Source organism: Kineococcus sp. DHX-1 (assembly GCF_042473625.1).
Lineage (GTDB): Bacteria > Actinomycetota > Actinomycetes > Actinomycetales > Kineococcaceae > Kineococcus.
This window is the reverse complement of record NZ_CP170445.1, coordinates 3,394,830-3,416,332: the sequence shown is the minus strand read 5'-3', so window position 1 is coordinate 3,416,332 and position 21,503 is coordinate 3,394,830. Positions and strand designations below refer to the sequence as shown.

Annotated in this window: 15 protein-coding genes; 3 read left to right on the top strand and 12 right to left on the bottom strand. The window is 75.1% G+C overall.

All coding sequences use genetic code 11. The features are described 5' to 3' along the window. Nucleotides 1-9: 9 nt before the first annotated feature. Nucleotides 10-1,008, top strand: a complete 999-nt coding sequence (locus tag ACFEMC_RS16350; protein WP_380170614.1) for a stage II sporulation protein M — start codon at nucleotides 10-12, stop codon at nucleotides 1,006-1,008. Between the two features lie 49 nt (nucleotides 1,009-1,057). Here the strand turns inward: ACFEMC_RS16350 and ACFEMC_RS16345 are convergent, their stop codons facing one another. The 5 genes from ACFEMC_RS16345 to ACFEMC_RS16325 form a co-directional block, all read right to left on the bottom strand. Further along, the gene (locus tag ACFEMC_RS16345; RefSeq protein ID WP_380170613.1) at nucleotides 1,058-2,005 is read right to left on the bottom strand and encodes a serine hydrolase domain-containing protein; all 948 of its coding nucleotides are present in this window, start codon (nucleotides 2,003-2,005) and stop codon (nucleotides 1,058-1,060) included. Between the two features lie 9 nt (nucleotides 2,006-2,014). Next, nucleotides 2,015-3,469 (bottom strand): DUF222 domain-containing protein, encoded by a 1,455-nt coding sequence (locus tag ACFEMC_RS16340; protein ID WP_380170612.1) that lies wholly within the window; start codon nucleotides 3,467-3,469, stop codon nucleotides 2,015-2,017. A gap of 604 nt (nucleotides 3,470-4,073) precedes the next feature. Then, nucleotides 4,074-7,532: an EAL domain-containing protein gene (locus tag ACFEMC_RS16335; protein WP_380170611.1), complete on the bottom strand. Its 3,459-nt coding sequence runs from the start codon at nucleotides 7,530-7,532 to the stop codon at nucleotides 4,074-4,076. A gap of 3 nt (nucleotides 7,533-7,535) precedes the next feature. Beyond that, a complete protein-coding gene (locus ACFEMC_RS16330) occupies nucleotides 7,536-9,344 on the bottom strand; it encodes an ABC transporter ATP-binding protein (RefSeq protein WP_380170610.1) in 1,809 nt (602 codons plus the stop codon). Beyond that, nucleotides 9,341-10,882 carry an ABC transporter transmembrane domain-containing protein gene (locus tag ACFEMC_RS16325; protein WP_380170609.1) on the bottom strand — a complete coding sequence of 514 codons (1,542 nt, stop codon included), beginning with the start codon at nucleotides 10,880-10,882 and terminating at the stop codon, nucleotides 9,341-9,343. The genes ACFEMC_RS16330 and ACFEMC_RS16325 overlap by 4 nt, the downstream gene beginning before the upstream one ends. A 220-nt stretch (nucleotides 10,883-11,102) precedes the next feature. Here ACFEMC_RS16325 and ACFEMC_RS16320 point away from each other — a divergent pair, with 220 nt between their 5' ends. Next, on the top strand, nucleotides 11,103-11,471 hold the full coding sequence (locus ACFEMC_RS16320) for a hypothetical protein (protein ID WP_380170608.1): 369 nt from the start codon (nucleotides 11,103-11,105) through the stop codon (nucleotides 11,469-11,471). 13 nt (nucleotides 11,472-11,484) lie between these two features. On the opposite strand, the gene ACFEMC_RS16315 is transcribed toward ACFEMC_RS16320, so the two are convergent. The 7 genes from ACFEMC_RS16315 to ACFEMC_RS16285 form a co-directional block, all read right to left on the bottom strand. Then, on the bottom strand, nucleotides 11,485-13,281 hold the full coding sequence (locus ACFEMC_RS16315) for an ABC transporter ATP-binding protein (RefSeq protein WP_380176833.1): 1,797 nt from the start codon (nucleotides 13,279-13,281) through the stop codon (nucleotides 11,485-11,487). A gap of 17 nt (nucleotides 13,282-13,298) precedes the next feature. Further along, the gene (locus ACFEMC_RS16310; RefSeq protein WP_380176831.1) at nucleotides 13,299-15,023 is read right to left on the bottom strand and encodes an ABC transporter ATP-binding protein; all 1,725 of its coding nucleotides are present in this window, start codon (nucleotides 15,021-15,023) and stop codon (nucleotides 13,299-13,301) included. A gap of 388 nt (nucleotides 15,024-15,411) precedes the next feature. Further along, nucleotides 15,412-16,713 carry a DUF58 domain-containing protein gene (locus tag ACFEMC_RS16305; RefSeq protein ID WP_380170607.1) on the bottom strand — a complete coding sequence of 434 codons (1,302 nt, stop codon included), beginning with the start codon at nucleotides 16,711-16,713 and terminating at the stop codon, nucleotides 15,412-15,414. 1 nt (nucleotide 16,714) lies between these two features. After that, nucleotides 16,715-17,692, bottom strand: coding sequence for an AAA family ATPase (locus ACFEMC_RS16300; protein WP_380170606.1), 978 nt, complete (start codon nucleotides 17,690-17,692; stop codon nucleotides 16,715-16,717). Then, nucleotides 17,689-18,915, bottom strand: coding sequence for a DUF4350 domain-containing protein (locus ACFEMC_RS16295; protein ID WP_380170605.1), 1,227 nt, complete (start codon nucleotides 18,913-18,915; stop codon nucleotides 17,689-17,691). The genes ACFEMC_RS16300 and ACFEMC_RS16295 overlap by 4 nt, the downstream gene beginning before the upstream one ends. Then, nucleotides 18,912-19,541 carry a DUF4129 domain-containing protein gene (locus ACFEMC_RS16290; protein ID WP_380170604.1) on the bottom strand — a complete coding sequence of 210 codons (630 nt, stop codon included), beginning with the start codon at nucleotides 19,539-19,541 and terminating at the stop codon, nucleotides 18,912-18,914. Before ACFEMC_RS16290 ends, ACFEMC_RS16295 begins: the two co-directional genes overlap by 4 nt. Before the next feature lie 5 nt (nucleotides 19,542-19,546). Further along, complete coding sequence (locus ACFEMC_RS16285) at nucleotides 19,547-20,701, bottom strand: hypothetical protein (protein WP_380170603.1); 1,155 nt, start codon at nucleotides 20,699-20,701, stop codon at nucleotides 19,547-19,549. A 109-nt stretch (nucleotides 20,702-20,810) separates the two neighbouring features. On the opposite strand from ACFEMC_RS16285, the gene mtrA reads away from it, so the two are divergent. Continuing rightward, complete coding sequence (mtrA, locus tag ACFEMC_RS16280; protein WP_380170602.1) at nucleotides 20,811-21,488, top strand: MtrAB system response regulator MtrA; 678 nt, start codon at nucleotides 20,811-20,813, stop codon at nucleotides 21,486-21,488. The last annotated feature ends 15 nt before the right edge of the window (nucleotides 21,489-21,503 follow it).

Genomic DNA, 21,503 nt, shown 5'->3' with positions numbered 1-21,503 from the left:
CCTGCCGTGGTGGACGTCGACGCCTTCCGAGCGGTGCACGAGCACGAGTGGTCGCGGTTGCGCCGCCTCGTCGCGCGCCGGCGCCTCGACGGGGCGGAGGCCGACGAGCTGGTCGTCCTCTACCAGCGCACCGCGACCCACCTGTCGGCCCTGCGCTCGGCGCAGTCCGAACCAGTGCTCCTCGACGAGCTGTCGACGCTGCTCGTCCGTGCGCGGGCCCGCCTCACCGGGTCCCGCTACACCGCCTGGCGCCAGCTCGTGCACTACGCGACGCGCGGACTGCCCGCCGCGCTGTGGCGGTTGCGCTGGTGGACGACCGGCGCGTTCGTGTTCACGCTGGTCATCGCCGTCGCTGCGGGGCTGTGGATCGCCGGGAACCCGGCGGCGCAGGCGAGCCTGTTCGGGTCCGACGAGAACATCCGCCAGCTCGTGTACTCCGACTTCGAGAACTACTACAGCGAGTACAGCAGCGCCGCGTTCTCCGGCCGGGTCTGGACGAACAACGCGTGGGTCGCCGCGACGTGCGTCGCCCTCGGCATCACCGGGGTGCCCGTCCTCGCCTCGTTGGCCTACAACGCCCTGAACGTGGGCCTGCAGGGCGGTCTGCTCATCGAGAACGGGCGCGGGGAGGTGTTCTTCGGCCTGATCCTCCCGCACGGGATCCTCGAACTCACCGCGGTGTTCGTCGCCGCGGGAGCCGGTCTGAAGCTGTTCTGGGCGTGGGTCGCGCCGGGGCCGCGGAGCCGGTCGAGTTCCTTGGCGACCGAGGGCCGGGCGATGTTCGGCGTGGCCCTGGGCCTCGTCGTCGTGCTGTTCGTCTCCGGGGTCATCGAGGGTTTCGTGACGCCCTCGGGGTTGCCGACGTGGGCGCGCATCGGCATCGGCGTCCTGGCCGAACTCGTGTTCTGGACGTACTGCCTCGTCCTGGGCCGGCCCGCCGCCCGGGCGGGGGAGACGGGCGACCTCGAGGAGCGCTACGCGGGCGACTCCCTGCCGACGGCGGGCTGACCCGCACTGCCCCAGCAGTCCGCGGGTGAGTTCCTCGGCCGCGCCCCGGTCACGGCGGCGGCATCAGCCGCTGCGCCAGGGACTTCCGGAACGGGGCGAGGTCGACCAGCGGGCGGTCCGGGTGGACGCGGTTCGTCAGCAGCACCAGGCACGTCCCCGCCTCCGGATCCAGGAGCAGCGACGTCCCCGTGAACCCCGTGTGCCCGCGCTGGCGGGGGCCGGCCATCCACGTCGCGTCACCCGTGCGCAGCCCGTCGCCGACCACGAGCGTCCCGGCCAGCAGCGCGCGGCCGAGGGCCAGGACCTCGTCGGCCGTGCCGAACAACCCCGCGTTCCCCGCGGGCCGGGCCAGCGACCGCGCGAACTCGTCGTGCACCACGCCCCGGGGGGTCCCGCTCTCCGTCGCGAGCACCGGACCCGCCGCGGGACGGTCCACCAGTCCCCATTCCAGGCCCGGGGTCCTCAGCGGTCCGCTGACGAACTCCTCCACGAGGGAGTCCAGCCCCTGCCCGGTCGCTTCCTCCAGCAGGTGCCCGAGGGTGACGAAACCGACGCAGGAGTACCGGAAGACCTCGCCCGGGGCCGACACCAGCGGTGAGTCGAGCGCGCGCTGCAACCGCTGCGCCGGCCGCAGGTCGGAGCGCCTCCAGACGTCCGACCCCGCGGGCAGCCCTGAGGTGTGCGCGATCAGCTGGCGCGGGGTGAAACCCCGCCCGGTGGGCCGGTCGAGGTCGACCGCGCCGACGTCGGCGAGGGCGTGCGCGACCGCGGCGACGGGGACCTTGGTCAACGACGCGAGGTCCGCCCGGGTCGTGGGGTCCACCGGAGTGGCGTCGTCGCGCGCGAGGGTTCCCGTGGCGGCGCGGTGCACCCGCCCCGCGGCGTCCGAGAACGCCGCGGTCGCGCCCGTGAACAGGCTGCGCCGCAGTCCGTCGCCGAGAGCGTCGTGCAGGACGTCGCCCGGTGAGGACGGGGGCGCCGCGGTCGGGTCGGTCACGCCCGCACGCTACGCCGCGTCGCCCTGTTCGAGGGCGCGGGCGAGCTCCCGCGTCCTGCGCAGGAGGGCGGGGTGGTCGTTCCGCGTCCACGGGCCGGGGGTCGTGAGCTTGCCGAGGTCCCGCTGCATCCTCCGGGCTTCGGGGAGGCCGTCCTCGCCGAACCTGGCTTCGAGGCGGCCGGCGTGCAGGGCTCGGTGGTCTCGGCCGCAGAGCAGGACGAGGTTGTCGACGCTGGTGGGTCCGCCGTCGGCCCAGTGGACGACGTGGTGCAGGTGGCAGGCCCAGGCCGGTGCTCCGCAGCCGGGGGCGATGCAGCCGCGGTCGCGTTCGGCGACGATGAGGCGCTGGTTGTCGCTGGCGTGCCGGTCCAGGGTGTGCAGGGAGCGGGGCCGGCCGAGGCGGTCCATGACGGCGACGGTGATGTCGCCGTCGCAGGAGGCGGCGCGCACGGTGGCGTCGGTGACGGGGCCGTAGGTGTCGGCGGTGGCGGTGCCGGGCTGGAGCTGTCCGGTGTCGTCGAGGGTGGCGCGCAGGACGACGGTGGCCTGGTGGGCGACGACGGGGTCGGTGTCGCTGGCGGGGTGGTGTGTGCCGGTGGTGACGAGGTCGACGAGGCCGTCGTGGCGGCGCTGACCGACCGAGCGGGTGTCGTGTTCCCCACCGAGCCCGGTCCCCTTCTCAACTGCGCTGGGGAGCGGTTTCGCGGCGGCCTCCACAGCGGAGCGGACGACGACGGCGGCGGCTTCGTCGAGGTCGACGGTCATGCGCAGCATGCCGTGGCGGCGGGTGAAGGTGAGGGTGCGGCGGCTGGCGGAGTCCGGTTCGAGGTCGCGGACGTGGCGGTCGACGCGGTCGGGGTCCAGGCGGGTGAGGAGTTCTTCGCTGAGCTGGTTCGCGGTGCTCAGCGGTTGGGTGCCGGTGACGACGGCGAAGTGTCCGTCGATGAGGTCGGCGCGACGCTGGGTGGTCCAGACCATCTCGCCGGTGTCCATCTGCACTTCGATGTCGACGGTGCCGCGGCGCAGGGGGGTGGGGACGGACTGCAGGGCGGTGACGGCGCTGTGGACGTGGGCGAGGGTGGTGTCGCCGGAGGCCAGGGCCTCACCGGTGCGGGCGAGGGAGCCGCGGTCGCCGTCGAGTCCGCCGATGCTCCCGTCCCAGCTAGTGCTGGGGTCGGTGTGCCGGGCCGCGGCGACGTCCTTGCGGGCCAGGGTGCGGGACAGGTTCACCGGCGACGTGGCGAGGAGGTCCACGACCGAACTCTCGGGGGCGTGCTCCAGGGCGCGGCGCAGGAGGTGGAGTTTGGCGGCGTCGAGGCGGTTGCCGAGGGTGTAGAGGGTGCGGGTGAGGTGGTCGACGTCGTCGCGGTCGAGGGTTCCGGTGGGCAGGGTGAGGACGTCGTCCAGGGTGGCGGCGAGACGCGTGAGGGCGTCTGCGGCGCGGTCTCGGACGGTGTCGGTCACGTGTCCCAGGATACTCGAACAGTTCCTGTGGCGGAAGGTTGAGGGGCTGGTAACTTCTTGCAGCACAACGCTTTGTGTGGAGTGAACCGGCGCTGGTGTGTCGTCCACAGGTGCTCGTTCCCCGGCCTTCGGAGCGACGTCCCGCGTTCGGCGACGAGGTCCACGGATCAGCGGTGCCCGTCCGTGGCCGCGGTGCAGATCCTCGTCGTCCTGCTGAGCGGACGCACGCACGGCGGCGACGTCAGCCGGTCGGGGCTCAGCGGGTCCGGCGCAACGTCTGACGGGGTGGTTCGCCGAACGCCTCGCGGTACTGCCCGGACAACTTCCCAGGAGCGTCAGACCCCACCGCGTCGCGGCGGCGAGGTCCGTCGTGGCCAGCGGCTCGTCGCAGTGGTCCTCGGCGTAGCGCACGGCGCGACCGACGTAGTCACGGCGGGCCCACGAGCGGGTCCCCCCGGTCCGCCCGGGTCCCTCACCGCGGGCTGCAGTCGCGACTGGCCCACCGGCTGGACCGGTCCTCCGGTGCGCCCGACGCGGCGGCCGAGAGAGTTCCGCAGTTCCGGCTGACGTCCGTGGACCGGTGAGCGGGTTCCGCGGCCGGACCTCACACCCCCAGCGGCACCCGGGCGAGCAGGGCCGGCAGGTCCGCGGCCGGGACCGGGCGGGCGAAGCGGTACCCCTGCGCCGTCGTCGCCCCGTACGCCCGCAACAGGTCGGCCTGCTCAGCGGTCTCGACGCCCTCGGCGACCACCTGCATCCCCAGCGCCCGGCCGATCCCCAGCACGGCGCGCACGACGGCGTCGCAGCGCCGGTCCCGGCCCAGTCCGGCGACGAACTGCAGGTCGATCTTCAGCAGGTCGACGGGCAGTTCGGTCAGCCGGGCGAGGCCGGAGTACCCGGTGCCGAGGTCGTCGATGGCGATGCGCACCCCGCGGGCGCGCACGGTCTCGAGTTCGCCGAGCAGCGCGTCGGTGATGCGCGTCGTGTGCGTCTCGGTGAGTTCCAGCACGAGCAGGTGCGCGGACAAGCCGGTCTGCGCGAGCACCCGGTCGACCTGCTCGGCGAGCGACCCGCCGAGCTGCTCGGCCGAGACGTTGACGTGCACGGCCGGGGCGCCCGCTCCGAGCGCGCGTTCCCACTGCGCCGCGAGGTCGCACGAGGTGCGCAGGACGAACTCCCCGACGGCGGGCATGAGCGGAGAGGCCTCGAGGACGTCGAGGAACGCGCCGGGGGCCAGCACGGTCCCGTCGGCGCGGCGCCAGCGCAGCAGGGTCTCGACCGCGTCGACGCGACCGCTGCCGAGGTCGACGATGGGCTGGCCGAACACCTCGAACTCGCCCGCGCCGACGGCCGCGGCCAGTTCCGGCAGCAGCCGCTCGGCCCGGTCGAGGCGCTCGCGGTCGCGGTGGTCGTAGGCGAACGACCGGTTCTTCCCGGCGCGCTTGGCCGCGTACATCGCGAGGTCGGCGTTCTGCAGCAAGCGGTCCGGCGTCCCGCCGTCCCGGGGTTGGGCGCTGTCGCCGGACCGGTCGTGGACGGCGCTGCCGACGCTGACCCCGACCGTGACCGTCCCGCCGGGCAGGACGACGGGTTCGCGCACGGCGTCGAGCACGCGACGGCCCAGGCGCTCGAGGTCGGCGGCGTCCGTGCCCGGGCACACGACGGCGAACTCGTCCCCACCGAGCCGGGCGACGGTGTCCTCCGCGCGCGTCAGGCTCGTCAGCCGCGACGCCACCTCGCGCAGCAGGGCGTCCCCGGCCGCGTGCCCGGCGCTGTCGTTCACGGCCTTGAACCCGTCGAGGTCGATGACGAGGACCCCGACGGGCCCACCGCCGGTGGCCGCGTCGTGCAGGGCGGCCTCGAGCCGTTCGCGCAGCAGGACGCGGTTCGGCAGACCGGTGAGGGCGTCGTGCTGCGCCTGGTGCACGAGGGCGCTCTCGGCCGCCTTGCGCGCGGTGACGTCCTCGACCAGGCACAGCAGGTACGGCTCGGCCGTCGCCGGGGAAGAACCCGGCGAGGAACCCCCGGGGACGACGCGGGTGGCCGTCGTGCGTCCCCAGCCGGACCCGCCGTCGGCCCGCAGGTAGCGGTGCTCGAACTGCGCGTCGGTGACCGCGCCCTCCAGCAGCGGGTCGAGGTTCCGGGCGAACTCGTCGCGGTCCGCCCACGGGACGATCGCGTGCACGTCGAGGATCCCGAGCTCCTCGGGGACCAGCCCGGTGAACTCGGTCATCGTCGCGTTCACCTGCAGGATGCGGCCGGCGGCGGAGCCCACGCCGACGAGCAGCATCCCCACGGGGGCCGTGTCGAAGGCCGTGCGGAACCGCGACTCGGAGTCGGCCAGGCGGTCCTGGACGGCGACCTGCTCGGTGACGTCGGTGCCGATCGCCAGGATCCCGGAGGGCCGGCCGTCGAGGTCCAGCAACCAGCTCGTCGTCAGCGCCACCCGCCGGTCGGCCCCGTCGTGCCGGCGCAGCGTCCAGTGCCGGGTGAGGGCGCCGCCCGCGCGGCGCAGGTCCTCGACGAGCACCTCGGCGCCTGCGCGCACGTCCAGTTCGAGGGCACGGCCCGCCAGTTCGGCCGGTTCCAGGAGGTCGCAGACGTCCCCGCCCACGGCGGCGTCGGCCCGGACCCCGAGCAACCGGCGCGCGCCCTCGTTGACGACGGTGACGGTCCCGTGCAGGTCCGCGGCGACGATCAGCTGCTCGGTCGCCCCCGACAGGATCCCCGCGTAGACGTCGTGCGCGCGAGCGACCTCCGCCGCCGCCGCGCGCTGGGCGGTCACGTCGCGGAACGCGATGATCGCCCCGCCGGACCAGGACGCCCCCGCGCTGTGCGGCAGCCCGTGCGCGGCGACGTTGACGGTGGTCACGGACCCGTCGAGCAGGTTGCGGAAGGTCATGTCGTCGGAGTCGATGCGCTCACCGGACAGGGCACGCACCAGCGGCATCCGCGCGCCGGGAACGGGCGCGCCGCCCGCGTCGAGGACCTCGACGTAGTCGGCGAAGCGTTCGGTGGGCACGCCGTCGGGCAGGCGCGGGTAGAGCCGGCCGGCCGCGGCGTTGGCCATGAGCAGGGTGGCGTCGGCGGCGTAGACGCTCATCCCGTCGCTCGTCGTCGCGAACACCGTCCGCAGCAGGTCCGCCTGGCCCTCGGCGTCCTGGCGTGCGGCGCGCAGGTTCTCCACGAGCCGTCCCCGGTCGTCGCGCTGCAGGCCGAGCATCAACGTCAGCAGGGTCATGAGGGCGACCATCAACTGGACCGCGAGGACCCGCTCGGCCGGCGGGGCGGACGCGAAGGCCCCGAGCCCGTGCAGGGAGATGACCGCATCCAGGACCGTCACCGCGAGGGTGGTGGCCGCAGCCACCCGCAGGGGGAAGCGGACGCCGATCCAGACCGTGACCGGCACCGTGAGGAACGCGAGCGAGTACACGTGCTCGACGTCGAAGAGCCAGACGAACAGCCCCAGCGCCCCGAGGTTGACGAGGACGAGCTCGCCCCAGCGCGCCGGCACCGGCGCCCGGTCGGTGCGGGAGTCGGCGAGGAGCAGCCACAACCCCGCCGCCACGACCGCGGTGCTCATCCGCACGACCCACGAGAGCACCGCCGTGGGGGCGACGTCCCCCAGCCCCAGGGCGACCGGGGCCGCCGCCACGAGGGCGCCGACGACCGAGCCCGCCAGCGCCGCTCCCGTCAGCCCCCACGCGTCGGCCGGGGCGACCAGCCGCATCGAGGGACGCCGGCGGGTGAACAGCCACGCCGAGACCCAGGCCTGCGCCAGCACGGCGGCCGAGCAGGTGAGGACGAACGGCAGGGCCATGCCGGTCAGCGCCAGACCCGCACCGGTCGAGACGGCGATCCCCGCCGCCGCCGTGCGGCGCCGGCCCTGCTGGTGCCAGACGGTGCCGAGCCAGACGAAGGCGACCGCGGCGGCCGGCCAGAACGTCGTCGTCTCGCTGCCGCCGGTGCGCGAGGCCCGGCCCGCCACGACCGCGAGCGCGTCCACGAGGAGGAAGGCGGTGAACTGCGCGCCGGCGCTCGCCCGCCACCCTCCCGTCCTCACCTGCTAGGTGTCGGCCGCCGTCGCCGGTGCTTGAGCGGGCTGCCCGGACCGCGCCCAGGTCTCCCACAGACGGGCGTACCGACCACCGAGCGCGAGGAGCTCGTCGTGCGTGCCGATCTCCTCCACGCGACCGGCGGCCATGACGGCGATCCGGTCGCAGACGGCGGCCTGGCTCAGCCGGTGCGCGACGACGAGGGCCGTGCGACCGCGCACGACGGCCAGGGCGGCCTCCTCGAGGTCGCGCGCGCCGGCGCTGCCGGCCTCGGCGGTCGCCTCGTCGAGGACCACGACGGGCGGGTCGCGCAGCACGAGCCGGGCCAGCGCGAGCTGCTGGGCCCGGGCGGGGGACAGCGGCAGCTCCCCGGGTCCGACGCGGGTCTCGAGCCCGGCGGGCAGGGCGGCCACCCAGTCCTCCGCGCCCACCACCGCGAGCGCCGCGCGCACCTCCTCGTCGCTCGCGCCGGGACGGGCCAGCGTGAGGTCCTCGCGCAGGGTCCCGGTGAAGACGTGCGACTCCTGGGCGATGACGCCGATGCGCTCGCGGACGGCGTCGGCGTCGAGCGCGGCGAGGTCGACCGCGCCCTCCGGTCCGGTGAGCGTGACGGTCCCCGCGCTCGCGGGGAACACCCCGGCGACGAGCGCGGCGAGGGTGGTCTTGCCCGCCCCGCTCTCGCCGACGACGGCCAGCGACGTCCCAGCGGGCACGGCGAGGTCGACGTCGCGCAGGACGGGCACGGCGCCGAGGCGCTCGTCGTAGGTGTGGGCCAGGCCCCGGACGACGAGTCCGACCCGCTCGCGGGGGGCGCGGGCGAGGGCCGCCGGGTCGGCGGGCGGGTCTTCGGGCAGGTCGACGACGCCGACGAGGCGGTTGAGGGCCGCGGCCGCCCGGGAGACCTCGTCGAAGGACAGCAGCAGCGTGCCCAGCGGACCGAACAGCCGGTGGAACAGCAGGGCCGCGGCGGTGACGGCGCCAACGGTGACGACGTCGCCCCGGACGAGCCAGAACCCGGTGAGGAGCAGCGCGGACAGCCCGACGGCCTCCGCGCCGTTCATCGACATCGAGAACCGGGCGAACGTCCGCAGCGCCGCGCGGGAGGCGCCGACGGTCCGCTGCGAGGCGACCTCGACCCGGTCGCCCTGCAGGTCGGCCATCCCGTACGCGTGCACGGTCGACGCGCCGTGCAGGGACTGCAGGACGACCTGCGAGCGGGCGGCCGCGACCGAGCGCTCGGTGGCGTAGAGCGGCCCGGCCTTCGGCAGGTACCAGCGCAGGCTGCCCGCGTAGACGGGGAAGACGACGCAGAACGCCAGCGCCAGCCGCCAGTCCAGCGACAGGAAGCCGACGGCGGACAGGACGACCGTGACGAGGGCCGTCAGGACGTTGGCCATGAGCTGCACCGAGGCGGTGAAGAGCTCGACGTCCTCGGTGACGCGCGAGGCGACGTCGCCGGAGCCGGCCCGTTCCAGGACGCGCGGGCTCATGCGCAGCGAGCGGTCGACGACGCGTTCGCGCAGGTCGGCGGCGACGGCGGCGCCGAGGCGTTCGGCGTCGCGGCGGGCCAGCGCCGTCGTGACCGCGGTGAGCAGCGCGACGACGGACAGCTGCACGACGAGCGGGGTCAGGGGGTCGCCGTCGCGGACGACGTCGACGGCGCGCCCGAGCAGCAGGGGCAGCGCGACGGTGCCGGCGCTGGAGAGCAGGGTGGTCACCAGGGCGCGGGCGAGGTCGGCGGGGTGCGCTGCGGCCGTGCGCCACAGCACGGTCGCCGAGCGGCGGCCTCGGGCGACGGGCAGCGCGGTGAGCCCGCTCACCGGGTCACCGCCGCGGCGTAGTCGGGGTCTTCGAGCAGGTCCGCGTGGGTGCCCGTCGCGTGCCGGCCGTCGGCGGCCAGCAGGACGACGCGGTCGCAGCGCGAGAGCAGCAGGGGGGAGGAGGTGACGACGACGGTCGTCCCGGACCCGGCCCGCAGGGCGCGGACACCGGCCGCGACGCGGTCCTCGGTGACGGCGTCCAGGGCTGTCGTGGGGTCGCGCAGGACGAGCAGTTCGCGGTCGGCGGCCAGGGCCCGCGCCAGGCCGATGCGCTGGCGCTGACCGCCGGAGACGTTGGTCCCGCCGTCGTGCAGCGGCAGGTCCAGGTCGGTCGGGGCGGCCGCGGCCTCCAGCGCCGCGGCCAGCGGGACGCCTCGGCCGGCGGGCGCGGGGCCCGAGGCGAGGGCGTCGGCGACGGTCTCGCCGAGCAGGACGGTGTGCGCGGGTTCGACGAGGGCGCCGGGGACGGCGGCGAAGGCGGCCGTGACGGCGTCGGCGGTCGCGGTGTCGGTGGTCACGACGCCGAGGACCTCCCCGGGCACGGTCGGCACCTCCAGGGTCGGCACCTCCGGCGTCGGCCGGGCGGCGGGCGGGAGCGGCGCCGGGTGCAGGAGCTCGGCGACGCGGCGGGCGCTGGCCCGGGAGACCGCGAGCTGCTGGACGCAGAAGCTGATGTTGCGCACCGGGTCGGCGAGGAAGCTGGCCATCCCGACGACCGTGACGAACTCGCCGACGTCGAGGCGGCCGCGGGCGACGAAGGTCCCCGCGACGGCGGCCGTGGCGACGAGCACGGCGCCGGTGGCCAGGGTGCTGACGCCGACGACGACGGACGTCGCCCCGGCCGCCCCGACGGCCGCGCGCCGCGAGAGGGAGCTGGCGTGGTGGTAGCGGCGGACGGCCTCGGGCACGCCGCCGAACCCGCGCAGCGGCCGGAGCCCGGCGAGCAGGTCGGCGGCGACGGCGGCGGCCAGCCCGGCGGTGCGCTGCCGGTCGTGCACGCGTGCCTCCAGGCGGGGGGTCAGCGCCTGCAGGCCCAGGACGAGCACCGGGACGGCGACGAGCAGGCCCAGGCCGAGGGCCACGTCGATGCGCAGCAGGACGACGGCCGCGACGAGCAGTCCGAAGCAGCCCGAGGCGAGGAAGCTCACGAGGCCGAGGGCCTCGGCGGTGTGCCGGGTGTCCGACGTCGCGACCGACAGGGCGTCGCCGACCTGCCGGTCGCGCAGGACGGCGGGGTCGCGCAGGACGGCCCGGGCGACGGCGGTCCGCAGGTGGTGGGCCTCCTCGAACTGCGCGCGGTCGACCATCCAGAACGCGAAGGTGCCGGCGGAGCTGAGCACGGTGAACAGCAGGAGCACCCCGGCCACGGACAGCGCGATGGCGCCGACGTCGCCGGTGGCGATCGCGCGGTCGACGGCGAGGCCGATCGCGACGGGCACGAGGGCCTCGCAGGTCTGGTGGACCATCGAGGACCCGCAGCCGACGGCGGCCGCTCGACGGTGCCGGCGCAGCACGTCGAGGACGGGGCGGGAGGACATGTGAGGGGAGCCTAACTGAACGGTCCGGACGGTGGGAGGGGGCTGAGGACGACCTTCTCACCCGTTCGGCCCCGCCCGGCCTCACCCGGCGGGCGGCGGCCCGCTCGTCCAGGGGTGGTAACCGGAGAGTCGTCGCTTGCTCACGCTGGGTCGCGGAGCCGACGGTGGAGGTGTCGGGGGAGAACCCCGGCCCCCACCCGCTCACTCCAGGAGGACCCCCGTGGCCACCGTCGACGAAACCCTCAAGGGCGCGCTCGAGATCGAGGGCGCCATCGCGGCCGCCCTCGTCGACTACGAGTCGGGCATGTGCCTCGGCTCCGTCGGCGGCGGCACCCTCGACCTCGAGATCGCCGCTGCCGGGAACACCGACGTCGTGCGCGCCGAGCTGCGCACCCTGCAGCGCCTCGGGCTGGACGACGTCCCCGAGGACATCCTCGCCACCCTCGGCACGCAGTTCCACCTGATCCGCCTGCTGCAGAGCAAGAACGGGCAGGGGCTGTTCCTCTACCTCGTCCTGGACCGCGGTCGCGCGAACCTCGCGATGGCCCGCCGCCTGCTCACCGTGCTCGAGCGCGGCATCGAGCTCTGACCCGGGGCGCGACTCACTCGACCTCGGCGGCGGCCCCGACGAACTGCGCGTCGTGCAGCCGCGCGTACGCCCCGCCGGCCGCGACGAGGTCGGCGTGCCGGCCCTGCTCGACGACCCGCCCGGCCTCCATCACGAGGATGAGGTCGGCGTCGCGGATCGTGGACAGCCGGTGGGCGATGACCAGGCTCGTCCGGTCCTGCCGCAACGCGGCCATCGCCTGCTGCACGACCCGCTCGGTGCGGGTGTCGACCGAACTCGTCGCCTCGTCCAGGACGAGGACCTGCGGCCGGGCCAGGTGGGCCCGCGCGATCGTCACGAGCTGCTTCTCCCCGGCGCTGATGCGGCCCGCGTCGTCGTCCACGACCGTGTCGTACCCCTCGGGCAGGGCCGCGACGACCGTGTCGACCGACGCCGCGGCGGCCGCCTCCTGGACCTCCGCCTCGCTCGCCTCGGGGCGGGCGTAGGCGATGTTCTCCGTGATGGTCCCGGCGAACAGCCACGTGTCCTGCAGGACGATCGCCGCCCGGGCCCGCAGGTCGCGGCGCGACATCGTGGCGACGTCCACGCCGTCGAGCAGGATGCGCCCGGAGTCGACCTCGTAGAAGCGCAGCAGGAGGTTGACCAGCGTCGTCTTGCCCGCGCCCGTCGGGCCCACGATCGCGACCGTGTGCCCGGGTTCGGCCGTGAACGACAGGTCCTCGATGAGCGGGGCGTCGGGGGAGTAGCTGAACGAGACGTGCTGGAACTCGATGCGTCCCGGACCCGAGGGCTTCGGCCCGTCGGCGGGGTCCGGCGTCATCTCGGGGGCGTCGAGGACGTCGAAGACGCGTTCGGCCGAGGCGACCCCGGACTGAAGGAGGTTCGCCGTCGACCCCAGCTGCGCCAGCGGCTGGGTGAACTGGCGGGAGTACTGCACGAACGCCTGGACGCCACCGATCGTGATGGACCCGCTCGTCACCATGGTCGCCCCGACGACCGCGATCGCGACGTAGACGAGGTTCCCGATGAGGGTCGTCGACGGCATGATCGTCCCGGACAGGAACTGCGCCCCCGAGCTCGCCGCGTACAGTTCCGCGTTCTTCTGCGCGAACCGGGTGCGCACCTCCTCGCGCCGGCCGAACGCCGTCACGACGTCGTGGCCCGTGAACGCCTCCTCGATCTGCGCGTTCAGCTGCCCGGTCTGGTGCCACTGCCGGGCGAACAACGGCTGCGAACGCTTCGCGATGAGCACGACGACCACCAGCGTCAGCGGCACCGCGACGAGCGCGAGCAGCGCCAGCCGCGCGTTGATGGTGAACATCATGACGACGACACCGACCACCGTCAGCGCCGAGACCAGGGCCTGGGACACCGTCTGCTGCAGGCTCTGGGAGATGTTGTCGATGTCGTTCGTGACGCGCGACAGGAGTTCCCCGCGGGGGGTGGAGTCGACGTGCGAGAGCGGCAACCGGTGCAGCTTGGCCTCGACGTCGGCGCGCAGCCGGAACACCGTCCGCTGCACGATCCGGTTGAGCAGCAGGCCCTGCAGGAACGACCCGACCGCCGACAGGACGCAGACGAGGACGACCCAGCCGATGGTCCGGGCCAGTCCCGCCCGGTCCAGCGACTGCCCGCCGAACGCGGCCGCCACGACGACGTCGGTCGCGTTCCCCAGCAACCGCGGCACGAGGACCGTGAGCACGACGCTGACCACGGCCAGCACGAGGACGACGGCCAGCCGGGCCGCGTCCGGACCCATCCGCAGCAGCAGCCGCTTCGCCGACGGCCCGAACGTCGCGGCCTTCGTACCCGGTGCGCCCGCCATCCGCATCGGACCTCCGCGGCCGCTCACGCCGCCACCTCGAGCTGGCTCGCGACGATCTCCTCGTAGGTCGGGCACGTCTGGAGGAGTTCGGTGTGGGTGCCCCGTCCCACCACCTTCCCGCCGTCGAGGACGACGATCTCGTCGGCGCTCACGATCGTCGAGACCCGTTGCGCCACCACGAGGACGGCGGCCTCCGGGAGGTCGCGGGCCAGAGCCTCGCGCAACCGGGCGTCGGTCGCGGTGTCGAGGGCGGAGAACGCGTCGTCGAAGACGACGACGTCGGGCCGCTGGACGAGCAGGCGGGCGATCGACAGGCGTTGCCGCTGACCGCCGGAGACGTTCGTCCCGCCCTGGGAGATGGGCGCGTCGAGTCCTTCGGGCCGCTCGGCGACGAAGTCCTCGGCCTGCGCCGTGCGCAGCGCGGCCCACAGTTCCTCGTCGGTCGCCTCGGGCCGGCCGAACCGCAGGTTGCTCGCCACGGTCCCGGCGAACAGGTACGGCCGCTGCGGCACCAGGCCGACCCTGCGGCGCAGTTCGGCGTCGGGCACGTGCCGGACGTCGACGCCGCCGACCGTGACGCTCCCGGCGCTGACGTCGGCCAGTCGCGTCGCGAGGTTCACCAGCGTCGTCTTGCCCGAGCCGGTGGAGCCGATGACGGCCGTGGTGCGGCCCGGCTCGACGTCGAAGCTCACGCGGTCCAGGACGGGCCGGTCGGCGCCGGGGTAGCTGAAGGAGACCTCACGGAACTCCACCCGCGAGGACCCGGCCGGGACCGTCGGCTCCTGCGGGTCGTGGACGCTGGGCGCGGTCTGCAGGACCTCGCCGATGCGGCCCGCGGACACCGCGGCGCGCGGCCCCATGACGGCCAGGAACGTCGTCATCATGACGCCCATGAGGATCTGCACGAGGTAGGACAGGAACGCGATGAGGGACCCGATCTGCAGTTCCCCGGCCTCCACCCGGCCGGCGCCGAACCACACGACGGCGGCGCTGGCGAGGTTCATGACGAGCATGACGAACGGGAACACGAGGGAGAACAACCGGCCCGCGCGGACCGCGACGTCCGTGAGGTCGGCGTTCGCCCGTTCGAACCGCGCCACCTCGGCGTCCTCGCGCACGAAACCCCGGATCACGCGCAAGCCCGTCAGCTGTTCGCGCAGCACCCGGTTCACGGCGTCGAGCCGCTGCTGCAGCTGACCGAACAGCGGCCCGAGGCGGATCATGACCAGGGCCATGACGGCCACCAGCACCGGCACGGCGACGACGACCAGCCAGCTCAGCCAGACGTCCTCGCGCAGCGCCATGACCACGCCCCCGACGCACAGCAGCGGAGCGGAGATGATCATGGTGCACGTCATGAGGACGAGCATCTGCACCTGCTGGACGTCGTTGGTCCCGCGGGTGATCAGGGAGGGTGCGCCGAACCGCCCGACCTCCGCCTTCGACAGCGACAGCACGTGGTCGAAGACCGCGCCGCGCAGGTCGCGCCCCAGGCTCATCGCCGCGCGCGCCCCGCACCAGACGGCGGTGATCGTCGCGACGACCTGCAGGGCCGTGACGGCGAGCATGAGCGCACCCGTGCGCCAGATGTAGGCGGTGTCGCCCGTGGCCACGCCCCGGTCGATGATGTCGGCGTTCAGCCGGGGCAGGTACAGCGAGGCCGTCGTCTGCAGCACCTGCAGCACGACGACCGCGACCAGCAGCCTGCGGTGGGGCCGCAGGTGTTCTCGCAGGAGGGTGAACAGCACGGTCAGCAGGTCTAGCACCCGCCGCAGCGGGGGACATCAGACTTTCGTGTCCCGGGCGAACCGGGGGACGGGTGCCCGGCCCCGGGCCCGGTCCCGCGTCTCGTGCGCGCCCGTGGTGCACCCACGGGGACACCCACCGGTGCACCCACGTGGAGTGAGCTGTGGGTGTCCCGACCTGGTCGCCCCCACGACGTCGTGGGGACACCCACGGGTGTTCCCACGCCCGGTCCGACGTGGGTGCACCCGTGGGACCGGCTCGGCGGTCGCCAGGACGACGCCCGTGCCGTTCCCACGCCCGGTCCGACGTGGGACCAGCCGTGGGACCAGTCGTGGGACCGGCCGTGGGACCGGCCGTGAGACCAGCGGTGCCTCCAGGCCCGGCCGGCCCTCAGAGCCGCCCGGCCGCCTTCAACGCGAGGTACCGGTCCGCCAGGGCGGGCGCGAGCTCGTCCGGCCCCGCGTGCACGACCTCGACCCCCAGCCGCGTGAGCAGTCGCGCCGTCCGGTCGCGGGTGGCGGTGGCCGTCTCGGCGGCCGCGGCGGTGTAGACGGCCTCGGCGTCGGACCGGTCGTGGGCGAGGGCGCGCAGGGCGGGGTCGTCGACGGCGGCGAGCACGACGGTGTGCCGGGTCGCGAGCTGTTCCAGCACCCCGAGCAGTCCGGAGTCGAGGACGGAGGAGTCGAGCGCGGTGAGCAGCACGACGAGCGAGCGCTGCCGGACGGTCGTGCGGACCTCCGTCGCGACGGCGTCCCAGTCGGCCTCCACGAGCGAGGGTTCCAGCGGTGCGAGCGCCTCCACCAGCGAGGGCAGCAGGTCCCCGCGGGAGCCGCCGTGCACGCGCGCCCGCACCCGCCGGTCGTGCGCGACGAGGTCCACGCGGTCGCCCGCGCGGGCGGCGAGGGCGGCGGTCAGCAGCGCCGCCTCGATCTGCGCGTCGAGACGGGCGGTGGGGTGCTCGCCGTCCAGGCGCGCGGCGGAGGTGCGGGAGGTGTCCACGACGAGCAGCACCCGTCGGTCGCGTTCGGGGCGCCAGGTCCGCACGACGACGGCCTGCCGGCGGGCGCTGGCCCGCCAGTCGATCGAGCGGACGTCGTCGCCGTCGACGTAGTCGCGCAGGGAGTCGAACTCGGTGCCCTGGCCGCGGTGCTGCACGGCGCTGCGGCCGTCGAGCTCGCGCAACCGCGCCAGCCGCGACGGCAGGTGCCGCCGGGACGTGAAGGGCGGCAGGACGCGCAACCGCCCGGGCACGGGCGCGGACCGCTGCCGGGCGGCGAGGCCGAGGGGGCCGCGCGAGCGCACCGTGACCTGGTCGGCGAGCCGGTCCCCGCGGCGGGTGGGGACGAGCTCGACGGCCAACCGCCGCCGCTCGCCGGGCGGCAGGTCGAGGGCGTGCTGCGTGTGCCGGGCACCGGCCGAGGGCACCCACGCGTCGCGCAGCACGCCGCGGAGCCGCTTCGTCCCGGTGTTCTGGACGGTCAGCTCGGTCGTACGCGGTTCTCCGAGCCGCACGGCCGGCAACGGCGCCCGCTCCACCCGCAGCCGGGCCGGGGAGGGGGCGAGGACGACGTCGAGACCGACGACCACGACGCAGACGGCCGTCCACACGCCGACCGCGGCCCACCCGGGCCAGGCGACGACGAGGACCAGGCCGGCCAGGGCCAGCCAGACGGCGCGTCCGGTGACGGCCACGTCAGCGCGGGACCGGGACGGAGCCGAGGACGGAGTCCAGCACCGCGTCGACGCTGACCCCGTCGAGCTCGGCCTCGGGCCGCAGCTGCACGCGGTGGCGCAGCGTCGGCCGCGCCAGCGACTTCACGTCGTCGGGGGAGACGTAGTCGCGCCCCGACAGCCACGCCCACGCCCGGGCGGTCGCCAGCAGGGACGTCGCGCCGCGCGGGGAGACGCCGAGGGCCAGCGACGGGGAGTTCCGCGTCGCCCGGCAGACGTCGACGACGTAGCCGATGACCTCCCGCGAGCACTGCACGCGGCGGACGGCGTCGGCGGCGATGGCCAGCTGCTCCGGCGTCGCGACGGCCCGCACCCCGGCCGCGGCGAGGTCGCGCGGGTCGAACCCCGTCGCGTGCCGGGCCAGCACCTCGACCTCGTCCTCGCGCGGCGGCAGCGGCAGCGTCAGCTTCAGCAGGAACCGGTCCAGCTGCGCCTCGGGCAACGGGTAGGTGCCCTCGTACTCGACGGGGTTCTGCGTGGCGGCGACGATGAACGGGTCCGGCAGCCGCCGCGGTTCGCCCTCGACGGAGACCTGCTTCTCCTCCATGGCCTCCAGCAGCGAGGCCTGCGTCTTCGGCGGCGTCCGGTTGATCTCGTCGGCGAGCAGGATGTTCGTGAACACCGGGCCCTCGCGGAAGGAGAACCGGGAGCTCTGGGCGTCGTAGACGAGGGAACCCGTCACGTCGCCCGGCATGAGGTCGGGGGTGAACTGCACGCGCTTGGTGTCGAGCGCGAGGGAGGCCGACAGGCTGCGCACGAGCAGCGTCTTCGCCACGCCCGGAACGCCTTCCAGCAGCACGTGGCCGCGGCACAGGACGGCGATCACGAGGCCGGTGACGGCGGCGTCCTGGCCGACGACGGCCTTGGCCACCTCCTGCCGGACGGCGCGCAGGGCCTGCCGCGCGTCCTCGACGGCGTCGGTCGAGGGGGTTTCGGTCACGGGGTGTCCTCCGGTCGGGGGGTGCGGGACGGGTGCGTCGGCTGGGCCTGGGTCGATCCGGTCGTGGTGGGGACGGACGAGCCGGCCCGGACGTCGCGTTCGAGGGCGTCGAGGTCGAGGGCCAGCCGCACGAGGGCGGGGTCGTCGGCGGGGTCGGCCCCGGCGAGCAGTTCGCGGACGGCGGGCGCCGGGCGGCCCGTCACCCACGCCACCTGGTCGGCGACGTCGGAGACCCCGGCCTGCGGGTCCAGCCCCGTCCACGCCCGCAGGCGCCGCAGCGTCGCCTCCCGCAGCGCCTGCGCGGCGCGGCCGGCGGCACGGGCGCTGGCGTAGAGGCGGCCGTGGCCCTCGACGGTCTCGGCCGCGCGGACCAGGACGGGCAGCGGTTCGCTGACGAGGCGGCCGAGGCGCCGGCCCCGCCACAGCAGCAGCACGACCCCGGCGAGGCCGACGACCCCGACCGACGGCCACAGCCACGGCGGCACGAGCGCGGACAGCGGGACGGTGGGGGAGTCGGTGTCGCGCGGGTCGGGCAGGTACCAGACGAGGTCGCGGTGCGCGCCGAGCGTCCACAGCCCGAGCGCCGCGTTGCCGTCCTGCGCGGCCCAGCGGTTCGTCAGCAGCGACGGCTGCCCGACGACCGTCAGCGTGCCGGGGCCGTCGCGCAGCGGGCCGCGCACGTAGGACCCGCCGTAGCAGGACGTCGCCCCGTCGGAGGCGGCGTACGTGCGCCCACCGGCGCGGGCGGGGCCGGCGGCGCGCGCGGCGGGCACGTCGCAGCCGGGGTCGCGCACGGCGGTCGACGCCTCGCCGGCGGGGGTGACGGCGCCGGTCAGCGCCTCCAGGGTCCGCTCGTCCGGGCGCAGCAGGACGAGGTCGGCGCCTGTGCCCGCCAGGCGGCGCCAGCGCTGCGCCGAGAGCAGGTCCGGCTGTGTGACGAGCAGCGTGACGTCCTGCGCCGCAGCACCCTCCGCGCCGCGGACGGCTGCGTCGAAGCTGCGCGCCTGGTCCACCTGGACGCCCTGGTCGGCCAGGACGCGCGCCATGGCCCGTCCGCCGGCGGGGTTGGCCGACTCGGGGGTGAAGGCGGCTTCCTCCGTGCGCGGGGTCAGCAGCGTGACGAGCACGGCGGTCGCGAGCAGCACGAGGACGAGCAGGGCCCCGCCCCGGTACCGGCGCGCCAGGGACGACAGGCCGCCCGTGCGGGCGGGCGCAGCGTTCACGCCGGCTGTCCCGAGGAGGCGCCGAGGTCGGCGGGACGGGCCGCGCCCACCTGCCGCACGACCTCGCGCAGGTCGTCGTCGGTCCCCGCCGTGGCGGGCCGGCCGCCGTACCGGACGTCCTCGAACGTGCGGGCGGCCCGGTGCAGCGCGTCCGCGCAGTCGGGCAGCCAGGCGCCCGCCTCGGTGGCGATCTCGGCGGCCGTGCGACCGGGGCGGACGTCGAGCAGTGCCCGTTCCTCCAGGGCGCGGACGAGCCCGCGGAACCGCTCGGCCACCGCGAGGGTGTGGTCCCCGGCGGCCGCCGCGGCGTCGGCGCGGGCGAAGTGGGCCGACGACGGTTCCGGGGCGGTGTCGAAGACGGGACCCTGCGGGGACTGCCTCGCGCTGCGGCGCAACGGACCTCCGACGAGCAGGACGACGGCGACGAGCGCGAGGAGCAGCACGACGACGACCACGACGGACGTCCAGCCCGTGCCCAGTCCGGGCACCGACACCTGCTGCAGCCGGTCCCACAGCCACGACCAGGCGCGCGCGAGCCACGACCCCTGGGACTGCCGGTACTCCGGGCCGGCGAGCTCCTGCGCCAGCCAGCCGCGCGCGGTCGAGCGGTCCGGCTGCACGGGCACGGCCGTCACCGCTGCGCGGCCCGGTGCAGCTCGACGTCCAGCCCCTCGCGGCGCATCCGCAGGTCCACGTAGAGCAGCGCGGTCACCGACGCCAGGAACGGGTAGGCCACGATGCTGCCGACCATCGACCCCAGCGTCGTGATCGACTGCTGCACCACGACGGCGCCGGTGTCCGACGGGTTCCCGGCGGCGGCCGAGACGACCCCGCCGACGATGCTGAACGGGAAACCCACCGCGGCGACGACGGCGTACACGACGGCCGCCGTGAGGAGCTGGATGCCGAACAGCCGCCAGAACGAGCGGCGGGTCAGCCGGAAGGACCGCCCCAGCGAGGCCCCGATCCCGAGCCCCTCGAGCAGCATCGCGGGCGTCGCCATCGACCACTTGATCCACAGGAACGCCGCGCCCACGGCCCAGACCAGCGCCCCCAGCACGACGGCCGCGACCCCGACGCCGATCCCGGCCCCGGAGTCGGAGAGGACCAGCAGCAGGATCCCCGGCGCCAGCGCGACCACGCCGATGGCGAACGAGGCCAGCGAGACCACGACCGACAACCCGACGAGGGGCAGGAGCCGCGGCCGGCACAGCCGCCACAGGTCCCCGAAGCCGATGGAGGTGCCCAGGACGGCGCGGCTGACGCTCGTGATGAGCATCCCGTTGAGCACCTGCACCGCGACGAGCTGGAGCACCACGCTCAGCCCGAGCAGCGGCAGCGACTGCTGGACGACGGAGACCACCTCGTCGACGCTGACGTCGGCGGGCGCGACCTGCAGGCGGTCGATGAGGCCCAGGGCGTCGCGGGTGGTGACGACGGAGGCCACGAGGCTGACGATCGACGTCGCGACGACGACGATCGCCGACAACCCGACCATCACCTTCGGGTTCTGCCGGAACGCCCGGAACGCCCCGTCCCAGATCTCCCCGAGGCCCAGCGGGCGCAGCGGCACGATCCCCGGCCGCGGGGCGGGCGGGCGGAAGGGGCCCGGCGCCCCGGCGGGACCGCCCCAGCCGCCGGGGGAACCCGCGCCCGGACCACCGGGGGCCGCGCCCCAGCCGCTCACGGGGGCGGGTGGGACCACGCCGTCCGGGCGACCGCCCGGGCGCAGCTCACCCGGTGCGCCGGCGCCGTCGTCAGGCCGCTGCCACTGCTCGTCCCCCATGCCTCGACATCGTGCCAGAGGGGTACCGCGCCGCCGGGGCACCCGGGCGAGGAGGCCGCCCGGCGTGGTGATCACCCCGCGGACGCGCCGCGCGAGGCAGGATGAGCCCATGAGGGGACGCGTGCTCGTGGTGGACGACGACACCGCGCTCGCCGAGATGCTCGGGATCGTGCTGCAGGGCGAGGGCCTCGAGACGCGTTTCTGCGCCAACGGCGACGAGGCGCTGGCGGCGTTCCGCTCGGCGCGGCCGGACGTCGTGCTGCTGGACCTGATGCTGCCCGGCACCGACGGCATGGAGGTCTGCCGGCAGATCCGCGCCGAGTCCGGCGTGCCGATCGTCATGCTCACGGCCAAGAGCGACACGGTCGACGTCGTGCTCGGTCTGGAGGCCGGCGCCGACGACTACGTCGTCAAACCCTTCAAGCCCAAGGAACTCGTGGCCCGCGTCCGGGCCCGGCTGCGGTCGGCCGGGGAACGTCCCCCGGAGACGCTGCGCATCGGCGACCTCACCATCGACGTCGCGGGGCACTCGGTGCGCCGCGACGGCCGGTCGCTGCCGCTGACCCCGCTGGAGTTCGAGCTCCTCGTCACCCTCGCGCGCAAACCCTGGCAGGCCTTCACCCGGGAACTGCTGCTGGAACAGGTCTGGGGCTACCGCCACGCGGCGGACACCCGGCTCGTCAACGTCCACGTCCAGCGGCTGCGCTCGAAGATCGAACGCGATCCCGAGCACCCCGAGATCGTCGTGACCGTGCGCGGGGTGGGGTACCGCGCCGGACCGCTGTGACGGTGCTGGGAGCGG